The 23948-nt window shown below is 31.5% G+C and carries 27 protein-coding genes; 7 read left to right on the plus strand and 20 right to left on the minus strand.

Features of this window, described 5'->3' with window-relative positions; all coding sequences use genetic code 11:
• Nucleotides 1-6: 6 nt before the first annotated feature.
• Nucleotides 7-1416 carry an arginine decarboxylase gene (locus B2741_RS03530; RefSeq protein ID WP_133607038.1) on the minus strand — a complete coding sequence of 470 codons (1410 nt, stop codon included), beginning with the start codon at nt 1414-1416 and terminating at the stop codon, nt 7-9.
• Nucleotides 1417-1707: 291 nt separating this feature from the next.
• A complete protein-coding gene (gene aroB, locus B2741_RS03535) occupies nt 1708-2775 on the minus strand; it encodes a 3-dehydroquinate synthase (protein ID WP_291135500.1) in 1068 nt (355 codons plus the stop codon).
• A gap of 95 nt (nt 2776-2870) precedes the next feature.
• On the opposite strand from aroB, the gene B2741_RS03540 reads away from it, so the two are divergent.
• Together B2741_RS03540 and B2741_RS03545 are read left to right on the plus strand one after the other, a co-directional pair.
• Nucleotides 2871-4037 (plus strand): proline dehydrogenase family protein, encoded by a 1167-nt coding sequence (locus B2741_RS03540; RefSeq protein ID WP_291135502.1) that lies wholly within the window; start codon nt 2871-2873, stop codon nt 4035-4037.
• A 70-nt stretch (nt 4038-4107) separates the two neighbouring features.
• On the plus strand, nt 4108-5151 hold the full coding sequence (locus tag B2741_RS03545) for a T9SS type A sorting domain-containing protein (protein ID WP_291135504.1): 1044 nt from the start codon (nt 4108-4110) through the stop codon (nt 5149-5151).
• A gap of 35 nt (nt 5152-5186) precedes the next feature.
• Here the strand turns inward: B2741_RS03545 and B2741_RS03550 are convergent, their stop codons facing one another.
• The 3 genes from B2741_RS03550 to B2741_RS03560 form a co-directional block, all read right to left on the minus strand.
• Nucleotides 5187-5330 (minus strand): hypothetical protein, encoded by a 144-nt coding sequence (locus B2741_RS03550; RefSeq protein WP_291135506.1) that lies wholly within the window; start codon nt 5328-5330, stop codon nt 5187-5189.
• Between the two features lie 73 nt (nt 5331-5403).
• Complete coding sequence (locus B2741_RS03555; RefSeq protein ID WP_291135508.1) at nt 5404-5826, minus strand: thiol-disulfide oxidoreductase DCC family protein; 423 nt, start codon at nt 5824-5826, stop codon at nt 5404-5406.
• 16 nt (nt 5827-5842) lie between these two features.
• A complete protein-coding gene (locus tag B2741_RS03560) occupies nt 5843-8011 on the minus strand; it encodes an endonuclease MutS2 (protein WP_291135510.1) in 2169 nt (722 codons plus the stop codon).
• Between the two features lie 83 nt (nt 8012-8094).
• On the opposite strand from B2741_RS03560, the gene ung reads away from it, so the two are divergent.
• Complete coding sequence (gene ung / locus B2741_RS03565) at nt 8095-8757, plus strand: uracil-DNA glycosylase (RefSeq protein WP_291135512.1); 663 nt, start codon at nt 8095-8097, stop codon at nt 8755-8757.
• A gap of 33 nt (nt 8758-8790) precedes the next feature.
• Here the strand turns inward: ung and B2741_RS03570 are convergent, their stop codons facing one another.
• From B2741_RS03570 to B2741_RS03630, 13 genes are all read right to left on the minus strand, one after another.
• The gene (locus tag B2741_RS03570; RefSeq protein ID WP_291135514.1) at nt 8791-9336 is read right to left on the minus strand and encodes a hypothetical protein; all 546 of its coding nucleotides are present in this window, start codon (nt 9334-9336) and stop codon (nt 8791-8793) included.
• A 21-nt stretch (nt 9337-9357) separates the two neighbouring features.
• Entirely contained in the window at nt 9358-10101 is a 744-nt protein-coding gene (locus B2741_RS03575) for a DUF3667 domain-containing protein (protein WP_291135516.1), read from the minus strand.
• A gap of 13 nt (nt 10102-10114) precedes the next feature.
• Complete coding sequence (locus tag B2741_RS03580; RefSeq protein ID WP_291135518.1) at nt 10115-10645, minus strand: hypothetical protein; 531 nt, start codon at nt 10643-10645, stop codon at nt 10115-10117.
• 10 nt (nt 10646-10655) lie between these two features.
• Nucleotides 10656-11249 (minus strand): hypothetical protein, encoded by a 594-nt coding sequence (locus B2741_RS03585; RefSeq protein WP_291135520.1) that lies wholly within the window; start codon nt 11247-11249, stop codon nt 10656-10658.
• A 38-nt stretch (nt 11250-11287) separates the two neighbouring features.
• Nucleotides 11288-12217 carry a transglutaminase gene (locus tag B2741_RS03590; RefSeq protein WP_291135522.1) on the minus strand — a complete coding sequence of 310 codons (930 nt, stop codon included), beginning with the start codon at nt 12215-12217 and terminating at the stop codon, nt 11288-11290.
• 27 nt (nt 12218-12244) lie between these two features.
• Nucleotides 12245-13090 (minus strand): substrate-binding domain-containing protein, encoded by an 846-nt coding sequence (locus B2741_RS03595; RefSeq protein WP_291135524.1) that lies wholly within the window; start codon nt 13088-13090, stop codon nt 12245-12247.
• Nucleotides 13087-13641: a GNAT family N-acetyltransferase gene (locus B2741_RS03600; protein ID WP_291135526.1), complete on the minus strand. Its 555-nt coding sequence runs from the start codon at nt 13639-13641 to the stop codon at nt 13087-13089. The genes B2741_RS03595 and B2741_RS03600 overlap by 4 nt, the downstream gene beginning before the upstream one ends.
• On the minus strand, nt 13625-14071 hold the full coding sequence (locus B2741_RS03605) for a DinB family protein (RefSeq protein ID WP_291135528.1): 447 nt from the start codon (nt 14069-14071) through the stop codon (nt 13625-13627). The genes B2741_RS03600 and B2741_RS03605 overlap by 17 nt, the downstream gene beginning before the upstream one ends.
• Complete coding sequence (locus B2741_RS03610; RefSeq protein ID WP_291135530.1) at nt 14068-14445, minus strand: VOC family protein; 378 nt, start codon at nt 14443-14445, stop codon at nt 14068-14070. Before B2741_RS03610 ends, B2741_RS03605 begins: the two co-directional genes overlap by 4 nt.
• A 15-nt stretch (nt 14446-14460) precedes the next feature.
• Entirely contained in the window at nt 14461-15327 is an 867-nt protein-coding gene (locus B2741_RS03615; RefSeq protein WP_291135532.1) for a nucleoside phosphorylase, read from the minus strand.
• A 64-nt stretch (nt 15328-15391) separates the two neighbouring features.
• The gene (locus B2741_RS03620; RefSeq protein WP_291135534.1) at nt 15392-15724 is read right to left on the minus strand and encodes a translation initiation factor; all 333 of its coding nucleotides are present in this window, start codon (nt 15722-15724) and stop codon (nt 15392-15394) included.
• Nucleotides 15725-15769: 45 nt separating this feature from the next.
• Entirely contained in the window at nt 15770-16168 is a 399-nt protein-coding gene (locus B2741_RS03625; RefSeq protein WP_291135536.1) for a GxxExxY protein, read from the minus strand.
• A gap of 168 nt (nt 16169-16336) precedes the next feature.
• Entirely contained in the window at nt 16337-17290 is a 954-nt protein-coding gene (locus B2741_RS03630) for an isopenicillin N synthase family dioxygenase (RefSeq protein WP_262318638.1), read from the minus strand.
• A gap of 323 nt (nt 17291-17613) precedes the next feature.
• Between B2741_RS03630 and B2741_RS03635 the strand changes: the two genes are divergently transcribed.
• Nucleotides 17614-19590: an alpha-ketoacid dehydrogenase subunit alpha/beta gene (locus tag B2741_RS03635; protein ID WP_291135538.1), complete on the plus strand. Its 1977-nt coding sequence runs from the start codon at nt 17614-17616 to the stop codon at nt 19588-19590.
• Between the two features lie 130 nt (nt 19591-19720).
• On the opposite strand, the gene B2741_RS03640 is transcribed toward B2741_RS03635, so the two are convergent.
• Nucleotides 19721-20746: a helix-turn-helix transcriptional regulator gene (locus tag B2741_RS03640; protein ID WP_291135540.1), complete on the minus strand. Its 1026-nt coding sequence runs from the start codon at nt 20744-20746 to the stop codon at nt 19721-19723.
• Between the two features lie 199 nt (nt 20747-20945).
• Between B2741_RS03640 and B2741_RS03645 the strand changes: the two genes are divergently transcribed.
• The 3 genes from B2741_RS03645 (at nt 20946) to B2741_RS03655 (ending at nt 23428) form a co-directional block, all read left to right on the plus strand.
• Entirely contained in the window at nt 20946-22367 is a 1422-nt protein-coding gene (locus B2741_RS03645; protein WP_291135542.1) for an RtcB family protein, read from the plus strand.
• A gap of 91 nt (nt 22368-22458) precedes the next feature.
• Complete coding sequence (locus B2741_RS03650; RefSeq protein ID WP_291135544.1) at nt 22459-23223, plus strand: DpnI domain-containing protein; 765 nt, start codon at nt 22459-22461, stop codon at nt 23221-23223.
• Nucleotide 23224: 1 nt separating this feature from the next.
• Nucleotides 23225-23428, plus strand: a complete 204-nt coding sequence (locus B2741_RS03655; RefSeq protein ID WP_291135546.1) for a hypothetical protein — start codon at nt 23225-23227, stop codon at nt 23426-23428.
• On the opposite strand, the gene B2741_RS03660 is transcribed toward B2741_RS03655, so the two are convergent.
• On the minus strand, nt 23420-23899 hold the full coding sequence (locus B2741_RS03660; protein WP_291135548.1) for a DNA N-6-adenine-methyltransferase: 480 nt from the start codon (nt 23897-23899) through the stop codon (nt 23420-23422). The two genes, B2741_RS03655 and B2741_RS03660, sit on opposite strands and share 9 nt — an antisense overlap.
• Between the last annotated feature and the right edge of the window lie 49 nt (nt 23900-23948).

The following is a 23948-nucleotide window of genomic DNA, read 5'->3' on the forward strand; positions in this document are numbered from 1 at the left end:
CTTATTTTATTGTTCTTTTCTTTTGTTGTAACCTAAAATTTCTAAAACGTCTTCTGCTTTTTGTTGTTCCGAGAAAACTTCGGTAGCAATAATTCCGTTTTTATCTTTATCAATTAAAATGTGTTTTGGTTGTGGTAAAATACAGTGACTTAATCCACCAAAACCACCAATTGTTTCTTGATATGCTCCTGTGTTAAAGAATCCGATATACAAAGGTTTTTCTTTATTGTATTTTGGTAAATAAACGGCATTCATGTGTTGTTCGGAATTGTAATAATCGTCTCCATCACAAGTTAATCCTCCTAATAACACCCGTTCGTAAGTGTCATTCCATCGATTTACAGCTATCATTACAAATCGTTTGTTAATTGCCCAAGTATCCGGAAGTGTCGTAATGAATGAAGAATCAATCATGTTCCAGTTTTCACGATCATTTTGTTTCTTTTGGTATAAAACTTGGTACAACGCACCTCCAGCTTCACCTACAGTAAACGAACCAAACTCTGTGAAAATATGTGGAACAGGAACTTCTGCTTCGTCACAAGCAATTTTGATTTGATTTAAGATTTCGTCTACCATATATTGGTAATCATAATCAAATGCTAACGAATTTTTAATTGGGAAACCGCCACCAATATTCAAACTGTCTAAAGTTGGACATTCTTTTTTCAAAGCAATGTACACTTTCATACATTTTAATAATTCGTTCCAATAATACGCAGTATCACGAATTCCAGCATTAATAAAAAAGTGAAGCATTTTTAACTCAACTTTCTTGTTTTCAGCAATTTGCTTACGGTAAAACGGAACAATATCTTTATAACCAATTCCTAAACGAGATGTATAGAACTCAAATTTTGGTTCTTCTTCCGCAGCAATACGAATTCCGATTTTAAATTTACCATCAATTTCTTCTTGCAATAAATCTAATTCTTCAAAATTATCAATTACTGGAATCGTATTTTTATGTCCATTATTGATTAAACGTGCAATATTAGTTACATATTGATCACGTTTGAAACCATTACAAACGATAAAAGTGTTTTTATTGATTTTTCCTTCTTCCATTAGTGTTTCAACAATATTAATGTCGAAAGCAGAAGAAGTTTCAATGTGAATATTATTTTTTAAAGCTTCATTCAAAATGAATTGAAAATGAGAACTTTTTGTACAATAACAATAGAAATACTTCGCGTCATAATCGTGTTTTTCCATGGCATTTCTAAACCACATTTTTGCACGGTTGATGTTTTGCGAAATTTTAGGTAAATAAGTAAACTTCAATGGAGTTCCATATTCTTCAACCAATTTCATTAAATCAATACCATGAAATTGAAGTTCATCTTTATTTAGAGTAAATTCTTCTTGAGGAAAATAAAAAGTTTGATTAATTAAGTCGTAATATTTTGTGTTCATTTTGAAAATTTGGATTAAATTAAAAAGTTACTAATTGTTTTTTTAATCACAATTTTCAAACCCTAATATTGGCAAAGCGAATTAGTAATTTCTCACTAAACGCCTTTGATATTTCAAACAAATCTATAATATGAAAACTAAAAATAGAAAAAAAGAATCGTCCAATTATAGAGATGTCAGCATTTCTATTATCGAGTGTTCTATTGAAATTTGATTGTTTTTTGTTTTCTTTCATTAGGGCAAAGTTAAAAAATAAAATGGCTAATAAATAAAGAAAAAATAAAAAAATAATTACATGGAATAATCTTCAAAAGCTTTGTAAATCAAAACGTTATCTGATTCTTGATTGATTTTAATTTTTCCAATTCCGTCAAGTAAAGCAAATTGTACTTTACCAAACTCATTTTTTTTGTCAAAAATCAGCAGTTCAATGATTTTTTCGATATCGATTTGTGAGAATTCAACTCGTTCAAAAATATCATTAATAATGTATTTAATCTCCTGATATTCTTCGTTTGTTAGTAATTCTTTTTCTCTAGAAATAAAGCTTTCTAATATCATTCCAACTGCAATTGCTTCGCCATGAAGTAAACTTTTTTTGTTGTTATTTTCTAAAAAGTAGCTTTCAATTGCATGACCTAAAGTGTGACCAAAATTCAATGATTTTCTAATTCCATTCTCAGTTAAATCTTCGCAAACAATCTCGTTTTTTATTTCAATTGATTGGTGAATTAATTGGTTTAAATCCTCTGTTTGTAAGTCTTTTAGGTTTTTAAATTTATTCCAATATTTTTTATCAAAAATTAGTCCATGTTTTAGCATTTCGGCTAAGCCAGAACGCATTACGTTTTGAGGTAAAGTACTCAAAAATTGCGTATCAACAATAACAGCTTTAGGTTCGCGAATGATCCCAATTTGGTTTTTTAAATTTCCTAAATCCACTCCATTTTTCCCTCCAATTGAAGCATCAACCATAGAAAGTAAAGTTGTTGGAATATTTATAAAATCTATTCCTCTTTTAAATGTGCAAGCAACAAATCCACCCAAGTCAGAAATTACACCACCACCTAAATTAATAAGAATACTTTTTCTATCGCCACCTAATTCTGATAAAGCACCCCAAACTTCAGTGCAAGTAGTAATGTTTTTATGAATTTCTCCAACCTCTAATTCGATTATTTCAATTTCGATTTCAGTTTCCAAATTATTTAATAAATGTGGTAAACAATATTGAGATGTGTTTTCGTCTACTAAAATAAAAATCTTAGAATAAAGAGATGGTTTTAGCATTTCTGCCAAAGTTTCATATCCTTTAGAATCAAAGTAAACATTATAATTGTTGGCTGTAATTGTTTGCATGTAAAAAGCTTGAATTTTATTGCAAAATAAGGCATTTTTTATTTAAAATTCGTAAAAACTGATGTATATTTGTGTCGCTTTTTATCAAAAATATCATGAATAAAATATTTGACAATACACAAGTTGCTTTTTCTTTAAAAAGTGATACTGAATTAGAAAGAGCTTATTTTCTTTTCAAACTAATTGCAAGTCAGCCACTTGTAAAAATAGGTACTGCTGTTACCAATTTTGCTCTTAAAGCCCATTTACCTGTTGAAGGATTGATTCGTTCAACTGTTTTTGATCATTTTTGTGGTGGTGTAAATGAGGTTGATTGCTTAAAAGTAGTTGATAATATGTTTACCAAAGGAGTTTCATCAGTTTTGGATTATTCTGTTGAAGGAAAAGAAGAAGAAGCGCAATTTGACGCGGCTTTAGAAATGACTTTAAAAACAATTGAGTTTGCTAGAGAACGTGAAGCTATTCCATTTGCGGTTTTTAAACCAACTGGTTTTGGTCGTTTAGATTTATATGAAAAAGTAGGAGAGAAGTCGGTTTTAACAGAAGCTGAACAACAAGAATGGAATCGAGTAATTGCACGTTTTGATTTAGCTTGTAAAACAGCATATGAAAAAGACGTTTTGTTATTAATTGATGCAGAAGAAAGTTGGATGCAAGATGCGGCAGATGCAATTGTTGCTGACATGATGCGTAAATACAATAAAGAAAAAGCTATTGTATTTAATACTTTACAAATGTATCGTTGGGACAGATTAGATTATTTGAAAAGTTTGCACGAACAAGCAAAATCGGAAGGTTTTTACATTGGAATGAAATTAGTTCGTGGCGCTTATATGGAAAAGGAAAATGATAGAGCTACTGAACGTGGATTAAAATCACCAATTTGTGTTTCTAAAGAAGCTACGGATATTAATTATGACGCAGCGGTTTTATACATGATTGAAAACATTGATAAAATGGCAATTTTTGCAGGAACTCACAACGAAGAAAGTTCATATAAGTTAATGCAATTAATGGCTGAAAAAGGAATTACAAAAAACGATAAACGAATCTTTTTTGGGCAGTTATTAGGCATGAGCGACAACATTAGTTTTAATTTAGCTGAAAACGGTTATAATGTAGCTAAATATTTACCGTTTGGACCAGTAAGAGACGTGATGCCTTATTTGATTAGAAGAGCAGAAGAAAACACTTCTGTAGCTGGGCAGACAAGTAGGGAGTTAACATTAATTAAGAAAGAGAAGGAAAGAAGAAAGTTATAAATATTTCTTAAAGTTTTATTTATGTTAGTTTAATGCTTAAATTTGAAGTCAATTATAAAAACATTTTAATATGAAAAAAACTTTACTTGCTCTAAGCTTATTTGCTTCTTTTTTTAGTTTTGCTCAAGTTCTACAAACAGAAAACTTTAACAGTTTAACCATTGGAAATGTAGGTACTGATATAACAGGTGCTACTGCTGGTCAAGGAAGCTGGTTAACATTCTCAAGTAATGGAACAGCTCCAACAACTTCTACTAATGCTTTAAATACAAATTTTCAAATTGCAGCTAGTGGAAATGGATCTTCTAATGGACTTTTATTTCAAGGACCAAATGGAGATAAAGGATCAAGATTTATGTGGAAAAATGGTCTACCAACTGCATGGGCAGCAAGAACATCTGGTAATAACATTTTAGAAGTTGAATATGATTTTTATACTGGTTCAGCAACAACAAGTACTGCTCAATCGGGTGTTAGATTATATGGAACCGATGGAGCATCTTCAAGAGTATTGTGTGGTTATGTATATAATTCAAATACAAGAATTTTACAAGGAGTTGCCTATTTAGATAATGCAGGAACTTTTGGAACTTTTTTAATTACTTTACAAACAGGTGGACTTATTCTTAATGCTGATACTTGGTACAGAGTAGGCTTTGGATACGATACAACAACTGGTGAGCCATATTGGAAATTTGATTCAAATCCTTCTGTTTCAGTAAATCCAGCTAATTTTTCCGGTCCATTTCCTCCAGCAGAGGTTGATTTCGTAATGGGAGTTACAGCTGCAAATACAGTTTCAGCTAATATAATATTTGATAATTTTGTTGCGAAAGCTTCTAATACTGATACATTATTGGGTTTAGACTCAAATGTAATTTCAGATAGTAACTTGACTATTTACCCAAATCCAACTACATCTGTTTTAAACATATCAAATAACAATAATTTAGATATCAAAAACATATCTGTAATTGACATCAATGGAAGAGTAGTTAAAAATCAAGTAGGTTCTTTAACACAAATCAATGTTTCTGATTTAAATGCAGGTGTTTACTTTGTAACAATTGAAGCAGCTGAAGGAAAAACTACTAAGAAGTTTATCAAACAGTAATTTTTATAACTCATAAACTAAAAACGACCAGTTAATTACTGGTCGTTTTTTTTCTTTTTATCACTATTCATCATTAATATTATTGCGCCAACTAAGCCAAGACATACAAGCGCAAAAACTATAATCATGATGAAAGTTCCATTGCTATGTGAATAAAGTGGTAATAATAAATTTGCCATAATTACAAAGGTTAGAATTTACACAAAGATAAAGGGTAACTATTGTTTATTACCTGATAATTATCATGTAAATTTATTCTAAAAACTTCGCTTTTAAATCTGGTGTTGGAATCATACACGATTCTTTTTTACCATACCACTTGTAGCGATTTTTTGCTACGTAATCATACACGAAATCTCTTAAACCTGTTGGTAATATGGTAAATATAGTAGCAAAAGTAAAAATCCCACTTAATCCTTTTGCGATATGTAACGCAGCTGTTGACTTGTAATAATATGAAATTCCAGGTTCATATAAAACAATACTATCTGTATGAATAGGATTAATTCCGATGTGTTTTAATATTTTTTGTCCCAATTCCGATTGAAGCGAGACAAATCTGAAAACATCTTTTTTGTCGTGTTTGATTACATATTGAACAGATGAATCGCATAAATTGCAAACACTATCAAACAATATGATTTTTTTATCTTGTGGTAAATCTTGTATTTCCATAATATGTTTCTAAATGCTATGCAGGTTGCACGTATTCCAATTGATCTAAGCTTACTTTTGAGGTGAAAATTCCATAATTCACTGTTGCTTTTGTTTTTTCAATGACATCAATGGTTCCAATAGCTTTTCCGTCAATCATTCGAACTCTGTCTCCAACTTTTAAAGTAATTTTTGGTTTGTTTTCCTCTTCAATTTTGGCTTTAATTTTCTTCTCTTTCTTAACCACACGAATTTCCTCCACAATCACCTTGACTTCTTCTTCCACCTTTTTCTGGATGACTTCTTTAACTTTCTTTTCTTTAACCGAAAGTTTTTTTCGTTTCGAATTTTCGATTTCAACCATTTTTAAAAACTCGCCAATTAACGTCTTTTTGTCTTTGTTATTGAAGTAACTTTCCGAAATATCATCAATCTTTTGCCCAATGTAAATCAAACGCTGGTTAGCATCATACAATTCCTGATAACGCTCTAACTTATCCTGAATTTTTGCGTTAATAGTTTCCATTTTCTTGCTTTCTTCACGCGCTTTGGTTTCTTCTTCTTTTAAATTTAAAGAGGTTTTTTCCAATTTAGAACGTTCTTTTTGAAGTGTTGCAATTGTTTTATCGAAACGAACTTTTCCGCCTTCGATTTTCTTTTTCGCACGATTGATTAATCCGAAAGGAATTCCATTTTTCTGTGCAACTTCGAATGTAAACGAACTTCCGGCTTGACCCAAAATCAATTTGTACATAGGTTCTAATGATTTCTCATCAAACATCATGTTTGCGTTGGAAGCAAAAGGTAATTCGTTCGCTAATATTTTTAAATTGCTGTAATGCGTAGTAATAATTCCGAAAGCTTCACGAGCATAAAATTCTTCTAAGAATGTTTCAGCCAAAGCACCTCCTAATTCAGGATCAGAACCAGTTCCAAATTCATCAATTAAGAATAACGTTTTATCGTTACATTTCTTTAAGAAGTAATTCATGTTCTTCAATCGGTAACTGTACGTACTTAAATGATTTTCAATAGATTGGTTGTCTCCAATGTCAGTTAAAATTCTATCAAATAAAAACGTTTCGCTACGTTCATGGACTGGAATTAATATCCCACTTTGCAACATTAATTGTAGTAATCCTACGGTTTTCAAAGAAATCGTTTTTCCACCTGCATTCGGTCCCGAAATCACAATAATGCGACTTTCATTATGTAATTCGATAGTTTGTGGATACGTAACGGCTTTCTTTTCTTTATTGTTTAAATACAAAATAGGATGGAAGGCTTCTCTAAAAAATAAACGTTTTTCTTCAATAATATTTGGAAGAATTCCATTGATTTTATAAGCATATTTCGCTTTAGCGGCAATTACATCAATATCACTTAAAAAGTCTTGATAAGCAGCAATAGTTTCGGTAAATGGACGAATTTCATTAGTCAAACGCTTTAAAATACGCATGATTTCTTCACGTTCTTCAAACTCTAAATTGTTTAGTTCGCGCGAATAACGTTGAGCAGCTTCGGGTTCGATATAAGCAATACTTCCTGTTTTAGAATTCCCAAGAATAGAACCTTTCACTTTTCTTCGATACATGGCTAAAACCGCTAAAACTCTGCGATTTTCAACTACCGTTTCCTTGATATCATCTAAATAGCCCAACGAATTATATTGGCTCAAAGCCATACCAAAACTTTGGTTTATTTTACCGCGAACAACGTTTATATTTCTACGAATATCAATCAAATCTGGTGATGCGTTGTCTTTGATAATTCCGAATTTATCTACGACTTCGTCAATACGTTGTAAAATCAATTTTACAATGTTAATTTGAGAAGCTTTTTGATACAGATTTGGATAATAGTCTTCAAATTTCTTTAAAAACTGAATCAAAGTAATGGCAGTTTCCGAAAGATTGGCAATCTTTTTAAAACTTCCTACTTCTAAAAAACTATCTTCGATAGCTAAGAATTTTAATTCGTAGTTGATGTTTTCAAATCCGTGATTCGGAATGGCATTATTGTTGGAAAACGAAGACAAATATTCAGAGGTTTGCTTCAAATTAATAAGCAATTCTTCCTTGTTTTTGAACGGATTTATTGCCAAAGCTTTTGCTTCACCAATATCAGTGTTGCAACGACTGGCAATCGTTTCTAAAACGGTATTAAATTCTAAATCTTGTAGTGTTTTTTGGGTAATCGAAATCATTTTTCTTTTTCTGTTAGGTCAAAGTTACAAAGTAATAAATCCATATTGCAATAGAAATTTATATTTTTGGTAAAAATTATAAAATGTTTATCAAAAATCTGACTTGGCAAGCCTTATTAGCAACTGAATTTCAGAAGCCGTATTTTGTTGAATTGATGCAACAAGTGGAACAAGAGTACACTAACACGACTTGTTTCCCGCCAAAAGAATTGATTTTTTCTGCTTTTGAACAATTTGATTTTCAAGATACGAAAGTGGTAATTATTGGACAAGATCCGTATCATGGAACAGGTGAGGCGAATGGTTTGTGTTTTTCGGTGAATGATGGTGTGGCAATTCCTCCTTCGTTAAAAAATATTTATACGGAAATTAATAATGAATATGATAGAATTCTATTCCCAACATCGGGTAATTTAGAACGATGGGCAAAACAAGGCATTTTGTTGTTAAATGCTGGTTTAACCGTGAGAAAAGATGAAGCCAACAGCCATAAACACTTAAAATGGAACGTTTTTACCGATGCTGTGATTGATTTAATTAACGAACAATCTGAAAACGTGGTTTTTTTATTTTGGGGAAGTTTTGCTCAGAAAAAAGGAAAACTAATTGATAGGAATAAACATTTGGTTTTAGAAAGTGGACATCCTTCGTTTGCACATTCGCATAAAAAATGGTTTGGACACAATCATTTTAAATTGACGAATGAGTATTTAAGAGAAAAGGGTAAAGGTGAGATTGAGTGGTGAAAAAAATGAGTTCAAAAAAAATTAACCTAATTTCTATTTTTGTTTGTTTAAATAATCGATTAAAGAATTAAATAAAGGATACATAGTTCCTTGATCTGTCCATCCATCCCACATTAAATTTACTAAAATTTCACTTTGATAGATAAAATCCGCTTTGTTAGGGTCGTATAATGATAATCCTGCAAATAACTCATTATTGCTTTTTCTTTCTTTGGAAAAATGTAAAATCACAAACGGTCCGTAATGTTTATAAGCATTTTTTAATCCAATTCTATCAGATACACTCGGAATTTTATCATCAAGTTTTTTTGATATTATGTCTTTTTGAAATTCTTCGAATGTCAAAATTTTATCAAAATAATTTAAATTTTTTGTCATTTCAATAGAATATTCATCATTAGGTACGATTATCAATTTTTTTAAAGTATCTCTTTTTACAACTTCGTCTTTTAAAATTGTTACAATTTTATTTTTTTTAGCAGGAAATAAACCTGTTTTTTCATCTATCTTGGATGTTTTATTGAAGGTTCCACATGATGTTAGAGTGATAATAAGTAATAAAAAGATAATTTTTTTCATTTTTTTTATTTTTTTTAAATTTTAGCCCACATGAATATCAAAAATTAAAACACTCATTAGCATCAAAATAAAGAATATTACCAAAAACAATAAATAGCTATAGATGGAATATAAAAAGGATTTAATTCTTGATAGATTATTGAAAAAGGTGATGTATGTCCAAAAAATCAAAACAATATCCATCAACATTAAAATATCAACAAATAGTTTATTGTAGCTAGATTCAGTGTAGTATTTGGTGATTGGAAATATAGCAATTCTAAGAATTAAGCGTTGTGAAGCCATGTAAGCATTTAAGACAAAATGCTCTATAAAATTGTACCCTTGTTTTCTAAAAACTATATAAGAAGCTATTGAAAACATTGGAATAGATAATAATATTATCCAATAATAATGATGTGAAATCCATTCATTTAAACTTTCATATTCTACACCTTGTATTTCGGAAACTACTTTTTTGTCTAAAACACTGAAATGAAATAAATGTCGTAAAACACCATATAAAGTGGCTAAAATAATAACTAACGAAATTGGCTTGAAGTGTTTTACACGTTTTCCTTCAATAAATTCTCTTATCGAATCTCCAGGTCTTGTAAATAATTCTTTAGCTGTGAATAAAACGCCTTTATCAAAATGAAAAAAACCATGTTGTATATCGTGCCAAATAAAATGCAAATTTATTTTGTGTGTATCAGCGGGTTGTCCACAATTATTACAAAAGTGTCCGGAATAAATATGGGCACAATTTTTACAAGTTATTTGCATTTAAAATTAGATTTTAATTTACAGTAAATTCTAATGCGTTTGACGGAATTCCAAATGTACTTGTTTTAACGGTTACCATTACTGCATTTTGTGAATTTAAAGTTATAATTTCAGGGTCAATAAGAACGCGATATTGTCCAGCGGCTAAAGTGATTGCTGATTCATATTCATAAGTTGTATCTAAAGCATCTAAAACAGTTATACCTGAAATATAGTCACCTATTTGATTTTCTCCTTCAATTGTAGTTACGCTAGTAGGTGTGATGTATTCCCATGCTCCATTTGTGTTTTTCTTTTCTAATGTGTAATTAAAAAACATTTTTCTAGAAGTACTCGTCAAATAAATATCAAACGGATTCGTATCCTGAGGTAATAATCTTGGTACATAACAAGATACGTTTAATTCATTACCAGTAACATTAACTTCAATTAATTCATTTGAAGTAACAATTTTAGATGCAAAAAATTCGTCATCGCTTTCGGTACAACCTGTAAAAATTAAAGTTATGATAGCGATTGTTATATGTTGAATATATTTTTTCATATGTTTTTTTTTAAAATCTATAACCTAAATTAATTCCTAATCGTGCTACTGTTGATGGACTATCTTCATTAAATAAGTTTTTTCCAATACCAACATTCAAATCAACTACAAAACTTTCTTTAAAGTATAATTTATAACCAACGGAACCTCCTAATGCAATATCGTTATAGTCATTTCGTGTCACTACAACATAATCAGCAACGCCATTATTTAAAGTAGTTAATTCTTTAAATTCACCACCATTAAAATTAACGAAACCTTCTAAATAATATAAATTGGTGGCACTTTTTGACATAGCATAACGCACATAAGGAATTACTTGATAGTCAATCAAAGTACGAGTGTCATCTGATAGGAAATCATCAGTTTTACTTTTCTTGTTAAACATTATTCCTGTGATACCAACAGAAAGATCTTTGTTTAAAAAGCGTTCATAAGAAATTCCTAATTTCCCATAAGCAATTCCATTTAAAACATCTACTTTAACTTCGTTTTTCTTAGCTAAGATAGGCGATACGATGGTATCAGTTGCAGTGTTGTTATTTGTTTGTGCAACAGCACTTACCGATAGAAATAATCCTAATAAATAGCTTATTTTCTTCATAAAAAGGTTGTTATTTTTTGTAAATATAGAAAATTTAATCAATTAAAAGTGAGCTCTCCAAGAATTTCTTCACTCATAAATTTACCTCCAGGATAGGTTGCTGTGTAGTCTAAATTCAACCAAATTTGACCTCTTTCGTCTATATGATAATGAATTTGTTGGTTATGACTTTCTTGTTTAAAAAGTTCTTCTTTAATTAAATATATAGCAGTTTCTAAATCGTTTTTATTTCCAATTAGCATTTCTGGGTATAAATGACCACCAGTGTGAATAATTCTAGGTGTTCCGCCAACAGCTTTAATGCAAGCAGCCATTAAAATTGCATGATCATCACAATCACCTGAAAAGTGTTGCAAACTTTCAGAAGAATAAGCAATGTATTCTCTTCCTTTTGGGTCATTAACATAGTTCCAATTGTTTCGAATTTCCTTGAAAACTGCAAAACATTGAATCATTCTTCGAGTTTCACCAGTTTGTTTAAATTCTTTAAAATGTTTAGTGGTCGCTGATAATGCAAAATTTCGTACTCTTGGATTTGTAAAATCAACAGCATCAATAATTTTAGATTTGTTTGGAAAAGGAAGTAATTTGGCTACAATAATATCTTGAGGATTTGGGTTTTCACTCATAGAATAAATCATATAGCGATAATCCTCAAAAACTCTGTCAAATCCGTAATTTCCAAATAGTGTTCCTATCAAAAGCGAAATTAAATACAAAAAAACAATCAAGATAATAATCGTTTTTACCAATCTTAAGAGAAGTTGAATTATTACTAAAATGATTATAAAAATAATTATTCTATCTAGATGAATTACCCATTCTAAATCGATTAAATTTTGATGAGCAATTAAAAAAAGAGGTATGGCAATTAAGATATTCAATAAAAAAATGACAACAATATCCCATGGCTTTGGTAAAGAAAGCTTTTCTTTGAGTTCAGCGATAGTAGGAATTTTAATTGTCATTTCGTTTAAAACGATAAAAATACGGAATTATTTAAGTATCGATTTTTTTGGCGGTTTTTTATCGATGATTTGAAGCTTCAAAAGTTGTTCCACTACTTTATCTAATGTTAGACCAGTCATTTGCTTTTGTGACCAACGCGTTAATTTTAACCATTCTTGAATTGCTTCCACTTTTTGATTGTATTTATAAGCTAACGTTCTATCAATACTTGGAATTAGCTTAAATTCTTCGGTTGTAGTATTGATGATGTCTAAAATTTGATCAATTACTTTTGGATGTTGTTCCAAAACTTCATTACGAACTGCAATAACAAAACAAGGCCATGGAGTAGGGCAATCGGCAATTCTTCTGAAAATTCCTTTATCAACAAGAGGCTGTGTCATGAAACGTTCCCACATGAAATAATCGGCTTTTTCTGAAGTTAGACTTTCAACAGCTCCATCGATAGTATTTACAATTTCAAATTGTAAGTTTTCTGTATTCCAATTCTGATTTTGAGCATTCACAATACTCATCAAATGAGAGCCTGAACCCATTCTAGAAATCGCTACTTTTTTGTTTTCTAAATCGGAAAGAGTTTTATAATTAGAATTAGTAGCAACATGAATTCCCCAAATTAATGGACTTTGCACATAAACTTGCACAATCTTACTTGGATTTCCAGCAACAATATCTTTGATGATTCCTTCAGTAAGAATTACAGCAATATCGGTTTCACCATCTCGCAACATTTGGCACATTTTTCCTGTTCCTTCTGGAACATCTGTCCATTGTAAATCGATACCCACGGCTTCAAATTCGCCATCTTCAATACACATATGCCAAGGTAAATTGAAATGTTCTGGAACTCCGGCTATTTTTACGGTTTTCATAATACTAAATTCTGATTTCTAAATTCTAAATTTTCTAACTGCCACCATTTCCAAATCACGCCATTTTCATCAGGATAATCTTCCATAAAATTAAAACCTACTTTTTGCAAAACATGATTAGAGGCGCCGTTTTCGGCATGTGTGTAAGCATTCATTTCTTGAATTTTCATTTGATTGAAACCATGTTCTAACCAAGCAATTGAAGCTTCCGTAGCGAAACCTTTGTTCCAAAATTTTTCATTTAAACGATAGCCATAATCGTAGAAGTTCGTGTTTCCGTTTTCTACGTGATCGTTTACAAATTTAATTCCTGTCCAACCTATGAATTCGCTTGTTTCTTTTAATACTGTAGCAAAACGTCCTATTTTATTGTCTACATATTGCTTTTGTACCATTTCGATAATTTTGATGGTTTCGTTCAATTCTTGTGTTGGTTGTTGCCATAAATATTTGTGTACATTCGGATTGTTATCCATTGTAAACATAGCTTCCGCATCAGTAATTTCTAGCGGTCTAAGGATAAGGCGTTTGGTTTCAAGTATTAAGTCCATGCTTTGTTATTTGTGATACATGATAGAATAAATGTTCAATATAATCCTCAATTAAAAATTGTAAATTGGTTAATGTGCCATTAGGGAGAATTAATTGATATTCTAAACTTTTATCTGTTTGATTTTTAATAATTTCTAAAATATGACGATTCAAATGCAACCATAAATCGAATAAATCTTGATTGTTTTTATTTTGATAATGATTATATTTAACTAATGCATCTTGATTGTAAGGTCTTATTTTATATGGCTTTTCATAATATTGAATTTCGGTAAAACGTTGTAAATTATTAATAGCTGAATCGATTAAATGACCTAAAATTTCTTTTTTGGACCATTTAATATCATTGATTTTTAGCTCAAAATTAGTTATTGTTTGTAATGTGAAATTATCTAATAATAACTCCAATTTCAAAATTTTATCTTTCATTTTATTTTTAAATCTGAAATTACAACTCTATAGCCATCAGGATCTAAAATCATTTTACCATTTTCATTCCAATAAGGATTTTTGGCTTTTATAAATTCAATTTTTTTAGATTGAATTTTATTCAAAATGAAGTCAAACTCCATTTTATTGTTTGGATAAAAAACTAAATTATCATCCTCATTAAAATCAAAAAGAACAATTTCTTCTGATTTTGTAAATTCTAAATGCCAATTTTCATTTGATTTTCCAATAAAAATGCCATCATAACCATTATGATTTTCAAAACCACCAAGTAATTCAAATCCTAAAATATCGATATAAAAGGATTTAATTTGTTCTAAATTATTGGTATGTCTTGCAAATCGAAAAGTCATTTTTATGCTTTTAAATTATTCAGCTAACTTATTTAAAGTATATTCAATTAATTCATCTACAGCTTTGTATGGGTCTTCACTAAAAGTTCCAGTTGCACGGTTGGCAATGATAGCATTTAACGATAGACATTGATGACCTAATAGTTTTCCTAACCCATAAATTGCTCCGGTTTCCATTTCTAAATTGGTCATTCGAGTTCCGTTAAAATTGAAGCTATCCATTTTAGAATTTAACTCAGGATCTTGAATTCCTAAACGCACCACGCGACCTTGTGGACCGTAAAATCCGCCAGCGGTTCCTGTGAATCCTTTGAAAATTTTATCGCTCTCTAATCTTTTTTCTAGAGTTTTACTTCCAGCAATTACGTATGGACGACCTTTTCTCATGTCCCAATTTGTTTGCTTGATAAACGCTTCTTCCATTTCGATTTCTGAAATTTCGTCAATTAAATAGGAGCGAAGCATGTTATCCAATCCTAATCCATACTGACTCATTACAAAACTATCGCAAGGAATATCCGCTTGTAATGAACCTGAAGTTCCGATACGAACTATATTCAATGAAGTTAATTCATTTTTAACGGTTCTAGTTGCTAAATCAACGTTTACCAAAGCGTCTAATTCATTCATTACGATGTCGATGTTATCTGGACCAATTCCAGATGACATTACTGTAATTCTTTTGCCTTTATACGTTCCGGTTTGTGTTTTAAATTCACGTTTTTGAGTAGTAAACTCAATAGAATCAAAATGTTTTGTAATTTTTTCTACACGGTTTTGGTCACCAACGAAGATAATATCGTTAGCGATTTGTCCAGGCTTTAAGTTAATGTGATATACACTTCCGTCTGGATTTAATATTAATTCTGATGCTGCTATCATTTGTTTTTAGTTTAAAGTTTCAGGTTTCAGGTTCTTAATTTTGAACTTGAATTTTGAAACAAATTTATCCGCCTACGCGTTTTGTTTTGAATCCTTTGTCTTGTAATATTTTCATGATTTTATCACGATAATCGCCTTGAATGATGATTTCTCCATCTTTAAACGTGCCACCAACTGCTAATTTGCTTTTGATTTCCTTAGCTAAGATTTTAAAATCTTCGTCTTCACCTTCATATCCTGAAATAATCGTTGTAGGTTTCCCTTTACGCTTCTCATATTTACAAATCATTGGTTCTTTTTGAACGAATAATTCGTGAGGAGTTTCCTCGATAATTTCTGGTTCGTTAGAAACTTCGTGGTTAGGGAATAGTTTTTTTAATTGTTCTTGTAAGTCCATATTTTAGCACGCGGATAAAACGGATTCGCTAAAGCGAAGCGCGAATTAAAACTGATTTTTTCTATTCTTTCTTTTGTTTTCGTAAATTTTTCTTCTGAATTCGGGTTTCTTTCCAAAGTTTAATAATAAACCTACTTCACAATCAGTTCCTTTTAAGTAATTGAGTAATTGGTTTTCAAACTCTTCTACAATATAATCAGCTGCTTTTAATTCTAATATTATTGTATCATTTACAATTATATCTGCATAATAATCGCCAACATTTTCTCCTTTATAATAGACTTTAATTTTTTTATTTGGAGATGCTTCAAGTCCATTTTTTCTTAACTCAATCAATAAGGCATTTTGATAAACTTTTTCAAGAAAACCATAACCTAATTCGTTATATATTTCGTAAAAAGTTTTTAAAATTAACGATGTTAAATCTTGATGTAATAAGTGCATATATTCATTTTTCAGGGTTTATAATCTGTTTTTATCTGCGTTTTACGAAGTAAATCCGTTTCATCCGCGTGCTAATATGGCTTGTAATTATTTTCAATCTTTAAACAAAAAACCAAACCCCAATGTTACTTGGAATTTGGAATTTTATTATTTAGAATGTTTTATTCTTTATTTCTTAATCAATCCTAATTCTACCAAACGTTCGTGTAAGAATTCACCAGCAGTGATGTCTTCATATAATTTCGGATTGTTTTCATCGATACATTCTGGTAAGCAATTTAAACTCATGTCGCTTACCGGGTGCATGAAGAAAGGAATTGAATAACGAGAAGAACCCCACAATTCTCTTGGTGGATTTACCACTTGATGAATCGTTGATTTCAACTTGTTGTTGGTGTGTCTTGACAACATATCACCTACATTAATCATCAATTCGTCTGGTTGTGCCATAGCGTCAATCCATTCTCCATTGTGATTTTGTACTTGTAAACCTTTTCCTTGAGCTCCCATTAATAGGGTAATCAAGTTGATGTCACCATGTGCTGCTGCACGAACGGCACCATCTTTAGGTTCGTCAGTGATAGGTGGGTAGTGGATTGGACGTAAAATACTGTTTCCGTCTTTGATGTATTTGTCAAAGTAGAATTCGTCTAAACCAATGTAAAGCGCTAAAGCTCTTAACACATAAACACCTGTTTTTTCTAACATTTGGTACGCTTCTTTACCTACTTCATTGAATTTAGGTAATTCCGTTACTTCCACGTTATCTGGATATTCTCCAGCGTACTTTGAACCTTCGCTAACGTATTGTCCAAAATGCCAAAACTCTTTCAAATCTCCAGCAGAGCGACCTTTAGCATGTTCTTTACCGAAAGAAACATAACCACGTTGTCCGCCAATTCCTGGGATTTCGTATTTAGCTTTAGTTTCTAAAGGAAGTGTAAAGAAGTTTCTCACTTCTGAATACAAACCTTCAACTAATTTGTCATCTAAAAAATGACCTTTTAATGCTACGAATCCGATTTCTTCGTAGGCTTTTCCGATTTCATTTACAAATTTTTGTTTACGTGCCGGATCATCCGACAGGAAATCACGTAAGTCAACACTAGGAATTTGTTGCATACTTAAGCTTTGTTGTTAATAAATCATTATGGGTTATAACCCAAGTAAATACAAATGTAATTAAATATTTTAAATTCAAAAAAGGAAAGTTGTTAACAATTGGGAGAAAGTGAATAGTAATGAGTGAAAAGTGATTAGTGGAATTATCGCTTGAAATAGATTTACAAAATTTGAAATTAATTCTTAGTGTACTTGCGTTAAAATTTAAACTTGAATTTGAGTTTGCCCTTGCCTTTGATTTTTTAACTTTCTTTTTTTATAACAATTCGCTTTCAAAATGTTATTTTTATTACTTTTGAGCAAAATTTAATCGTTCCACTATCATGAACTTTGAAAGAAAAGAATTATCGAATTCGCAACTACTTGATTTATATAAGAAAATCTTAAAACCGCGTTTGATTGAAGAGAAAATGTTGATTCTAATCCGTCAAGGAAAAGTATCGAAATGGTTCTCTGGAATTGGACAGGAAGCTATTTCTGTTGGAATTACTTCGGTTTTAGATAAAGATGAATATATTTTACCAATGCACCGTAATTTAGGAGTGTTTACTACTCGTGATATTCCATTACACCGTTTGTTTTCGCAATGGCAAGGAAAGAAAAACGGATTTACTAAAGGTCGTGATAGAAGTTTCCACTTTGGAACGCAAGAATACAAGATTATTGGAATGATTTCGCATTTAGGCCCTCAATTAGGGATTGCTGACGGAATCGCATTAGCCAATAAATTAAGAAAAAACGGAAAAGTAACTGCTGTATTTACAGGTGAAGGAGCTACTTCGGAAGGAGATTTCCACGAAGCTTTAAATATTGCTGCTGTTTGGGAATTACCGGTTTTATTCGTGATTGAAAATAACGGTTACGGTTTATCAACTCCTACAAACGAGCAATACCGTTGTGAGAATTTAGCAGATAAAGGTGTAGGTTACGGAATGGAAAGCCACGTTGTTGACGGAAATAACTTGTTAGAGGTGGTGCATTTGATTTCGGAATTAAAAGCTTCTATGGTAGAAAATCCGCGTCCGGTGTTATTGGAGTTCAAAACGTTTAGAATGCGTGGACATGAAGAGGCGAGTGGTACGAAATACGTTCCGCAAGAATTAATGGACATGTGGGCAATTAAAGATCCAGTTGAAAATTATAGAAATTACTTAAAAGCTACAGCGGTTTTATCAGATGAAGAAGATGAAGCAATTAGAGCTGAAATTAAGAAAGAAATCGATACGGATTGGGCGAAAGTTCAAGAAGAACCAGAAATTGTAGCTTCTTTGGAAGAAGAATTAGGTGATGTTTATCAACCTTATACATTCGAAGAATTCAATCCATCTTCAGAAATGGAAAACATCCGTGTGATTGATGCAATTTCGAATGGTTTACGTCAGTCTATGGAACGCCATGAGAATTTGGTAATTATGGGACAAGACATTGCCGAATACGGTGGAGCTTTCAAAATTACCGACGGATTTGTGGCACAATTTGGAAAAGAAAGAGTTAGAAATACCCCAATCTGTGAAAGTGCTGTAGTTTCAGCCGCTAATGGATTGTCTATCAACGGATTTAAAGCCGTAATGGAAATGCAATTTGCAGATTTCGTTTCAACCGGATTTAATCCAATCGTAAACTTATTAGCGAAGCAACATTACAGATGGCAAGAAAAGTCGGATGTAGTGGTGCGTATGCCTTGCGGTGGTGGAACTCAAGCAGGACCTTTCCACTCGCAAACTAATGAAGCTTGGTTTACCAAAACTCCAGGATTAAAAGTGGTTTATCCAGCGTTTCCTTTTGATGCGAAAGGATTATTGAATACCGCAATTAATGACCCAAATCCAGTATTATTCTTCGAACACAAACAATTGTATAGAAGTGTTTATCAAGATGTACCAAAAGATTATTACACGTTACCTTTCGGAAAAGCGTCATTGATTAAAGAAGGAAATGATGTGACTATTATTTCGTTTGGAGCAGGAGTTCATTGGGCTTTAGAAACTTTAGCAAAAAATCCGGAAATTAAAGCAGATTTATTGGATTTAAGAACTTTACAACCAATGGATTGGGATGCAATTTACGCTTCAGTTAAGAAAACGAATAAAGTAATTATTTTACAAGAAGATACTTTATTTGGTGGTGTTGCCAGCGATATTTCGGCTATGATTATGGAAAATTGTTTTGAATATTTAGATGCTCCAGTTAGAAGAGTAGGAAGTTTAGAATCTGCTATTCCGTTTATGAAATCATTAGAAGACCAATATTTACCTAAAGGTAGATTTGAAACCGAATTAAAAGAGCTTTTGGCATATTAATTCATCAGCATAAATTATTTTAAAGACACTTTCGGGTGTCTTTTTTTGTTTTGGTTTCATACCTTTTGCATACACTATGCATACTTAACGCATACACTCCTCATACACTTGGTATACTTAAATCATTATTTTAGAGTTCTAGGCTTCTTTCATATCGTTTTAATGATTTTTCTAAAATACTTTTCATTCGTAATCTTAAACGTTCTGGTTTTAGGACTTCTAAGCCATCACCGAAGCCTAAAAGAATGCGCTCCATTTCGTAGTTTTCGATTAGAAATAGGTTGATGATAATGCTTCCGTCTTCGTTTTCTTTTAGTAATCGTTGGGAACGATGTAGTGGTTTGGTTAAAACATAAGGTGCGTTGTATTGATCTATCCAAAGTTGAATTGGTTTGGGCTGTAAGCCTGAATTTACGGTAACGCCAATTACATTTTTATAATAGTTCTCTGGATTAAAAGGTTGCTCCAAAAATGGCATTTGGAAATCGTAATCTATTTTAATGATTCTGTCTAAGGCTAAATTAGCGATGGGTTGACTGACTTTTTTTCGCCCCACTACAAACCAACGATTATTGAATTCTTTTAAAATGAAGGGATGAAAATAAAATTGATTTTCTTCTTTGGATTTGAATGACTTATAGGTGATTACTAAAACTATTTTTTTAACTATCGCTTGATAAATTTCATCTAAAAAATGCAAGCCTTTTAGACTCTCATTTTTGTCCAAATGAATTACGGGTTGGGTATGTGATTTTTCGGCATAGATTTTATCTTCTAAGCGTTGCAGAATATCGGAAACATCATTGAATAAAGAAAAATCTTTGAATTGCTTCAACATAGAAACAGTCTCGCTCAGTACATTAATATCGGTTTCGGTTAAGGGAATATCCGTTATCGAAAAATCTTCTTCGGCATAATGGTAATACTTTTTGTCATAGACTTCAATAGGGGCATTGTAGCCCAACTTTTCACTACGCATCATCTGAATATCCAATTGAATGGTTCGTTTGCTTACTGGATTTTCTTTGCCTTCGTATTCGTACAAAGCTTCGCTACAAGCGTTCATTAAATCTTCTAATGTCCATTGACGGTAGTTATTTTGCAAACATTTGTCGATGGTTTTGTAGCGGATTAGTGCGTTTTTATTTTGAGCCATTTTTTTGAAGTGTTCAGTGGTCAGTTTATAGTGTTCAGTTTCAAAAATACAATTCTTTTTTTAAGTACGCAAAATAATTGCGTAGAACTGTAAAACCTTTGCTTCATCAAACAAAGGGTAGTTAGCCTGATGTATCGTTGGACATGCATCAGGCTCTCGAAAGCAACAAAATTCAAATAAAAAATATAAATTTAACGTCATGGAAACTAAAATTAACGGGACCGATTTATTAGCCTTAGGTTATCCAGAGGGATCTTTAATAGGTGTAGCTTTGAAAGCTAATGCCAAAAGAACAGGATTGACTAAAGATGAAATGTTATCTAATTATACCTTGGTATTAGAAAATCCTGAAGCATTTTTAGAACATAAAATCTTTGGAAAATTAGCACAAGCTATTATTGAAAAAGCCAACGAAAAACCAGAAGATTTCATCGCTTTAAATCCAAATCCAGCTGATTTTGCTTTGTATGGTGCCGATAAAATTGAAGAAGGTGCTATTAAACAAATGCAAGTTGCTATGCAGTTACCCGTAACTGTGGCTGGCGCTTTAATGCCTGATGCGCATCAAGGTTATGGATTGCCAATTGGTGGCGTTTTAGCGACTAATAATGCGGTGATTCCTTTTGGTGTGGGTGTGGATATTGGTTGTAGAATGGCATTGTCAATTTATGATATTCCGGAGTTATTTTATTATGAAAATGAAGCAAAATTCAAAAAAGAATTGGTTGCCCATTCTAAATTTGGAGCGGGACACGGTTTTCACGGACAATACAAGTCGAATCATGAAGTTTTGGATAGAAATGAGTTTGCGGAACACACTTTTATTAAAAACTTAAAAGATAAAGCTTGGTCGCAATTGGGTTCTTCTGGGGGTGGAAATCACTTTGTGGAATTTGGTATTATAGAATTTGCAACCGATGATGCTGCATTAAACATTCCGAAAGGAAAATATGTGGCTTTGTTGACGCATTCAGGTTCGAGAGGATTTGGTGCTACCATTGCTGGACATTATACTAAAATTGCTAAAGAAACTTGTAAACTTCCAGAAGTGGCTAGAAACTTAGCCTATTTAGATTTAGGTTCTGATTTGGGACAAGAATATTGGATTGCGATGAATTTGGCGGGAGATTACGCTTCGGCTTGTCATGAAATTATTCATACCAAAATGGAGAAAGCGTTGGGAGCAAGTGTTTTAGCCAAAGTAGAGAACCATCATAATTTTGCATGGAAAGAAACCTACAATGGAGAAGAAGTAATTGTGCATAGAAAAGGAGCTACTCCTGCCGCAAAAGGCGTGATGGGAATTATTCCAGGAAGTATGACGGCACCTGGATTTTTAGTGAGAGGGAAAGGTGAAGAAAACGCTATCAACTCCGCTTCGCATGGTGCTGGAAGGCAAATGAGTAGAACCCAAGCCATTAAAACCATTACTAAAAACGAAATGCAAGCCATTTTAAAAGATCATGGTGTAACGCTTATTGGGGCAGGAAAAGACGAAGCGCCAATGGCTTATAAAGATATTCATCAAGTTATGGCTGCCCAAGAAGATTTGGTAGATGTAGTTGCCAAGTTTACGCCAAAAATGGTACGAATGGCAGATGATGGAAGTAGAGAGGATTAAAAAATGTTGAAAACTCAATTATAAATCGTTGTATGCACTTACGATTTGTAGTTGGGTTTTTGGTATATTTGATTTACTTACAAAATATAAAATGAATTTATCATTTAATACAAAATTAGCAGAAGGTTATAAAAGTAATTCTCAAATTGCTAGACTACTTACAGAAGATTGGGTTTTAAATAATTCCTATTGTCCATGTTGTGGTGAAATTCCTTTGCTAGAATTTGAAAACAACAGACCAGTAGCAGATTTTATATGTAATAAATGTTCAGAAGAATTTGAATTAAAAAGTAAGAATGGAAAATTATCAAATACAATTACAGATGGAGCATATTCAACTATGATTGAAAGAATTAATTCTGAAAATAATCCAAATTTTTTCTTTTTAACTTATACAAAAAATTGGACAGTAAATGATTTTTTAATTATTCCCAAACAATTTTTTACACCTGAAATAATTATAAAAAGAAAACCTTTATCCGAAAATGCTAAAAGAGCTGGTTGGATTGGTTGCAATATTGATTTATCAAAGGTTGCTGATTCTGGTAAAGTTTTCTTAATTAAAAATGCTCAAGTAATAGATGCTGAAATAGTAAATCAGTCTTTTAATAAAACACTTTTTATTAGAGAAAAAAGCAATGAGTCCCGAGGTTGGATATTAGAGATTTTGAATTGTGTTGATATGATTCAAAAAGATTCTTTTAGTTTAGAGGATGTATATAAATTTGAAGAAAAACTAAAAATTAAGTTTCCTAATAATAATTTTATTAAGGATAAAATTAGGCAACAATTACAAGTTTTAAGAGATAAAAGAATTATTGAATTTCAAAGTAGAGGAAAATACAAAAAGATTTAATATGAAAAAGTATATAATTTTAACTCCTGAAGGCGAGACAATTGCGCCAAATTTAAGTTTTGAAGTAGATAATTTACAAGTATTAGGAATTGTAGAAAATGTCAATAATGAAAATGAGGCTATAATTTTATTACTACAAGAGAATTCTTGGATTATTGATGCAGAGTATAATGTTTCGGAATTCATAATTTATGAATTATTTTAACTTTATAAATTTTCCTTCAATATCTGATTTTTCTAATGCTATTGCATTTTCTTCACCATAAGCAATGAAAACACTAGGAGCTCCAGGAGTTCCTTTTTGTTCTCCATCTACATTATAAAATTTAATTCTTCCTTTAACAAATAAGATTGCGTGCGCATCATTCCAAATATGGTTAAAGAATAATTTAGTTTCAGTTCTTGCAAAAATTAGCGCAATTCCGTTACCGTGAATTTTTAATTTTTCCATCCAAATTTCCATTCCTTTTCCATATGGAGGATTCATATAAACTCTACCAAACCATTCTTTAGACAATCCATTATCATTCAGATTAAAATTAATTTTTGCGTGAACAAATGGAGGTTTTACAGGAGTGCAGGGGTCAAGATCAAATTTGCCGAGTTTTATCACAAGCTCTGGTGGTGTTAACCATTCGACTGTAGTTTCTTTTGATTTTTCAAATCTTACATCCATAACTTTTTTTTGACAAATATGAGATCATTTTTTTAAATATGAAAATTAT

Source organism: Flavobacterium sp. UBA7663 (assembly GCF_002483315.1).
Lineage (GTDB): Bacteria > Bacteroidota > Bacteroidia > Flavobacteriales > Flavobacteriaceae > Flavobacterium.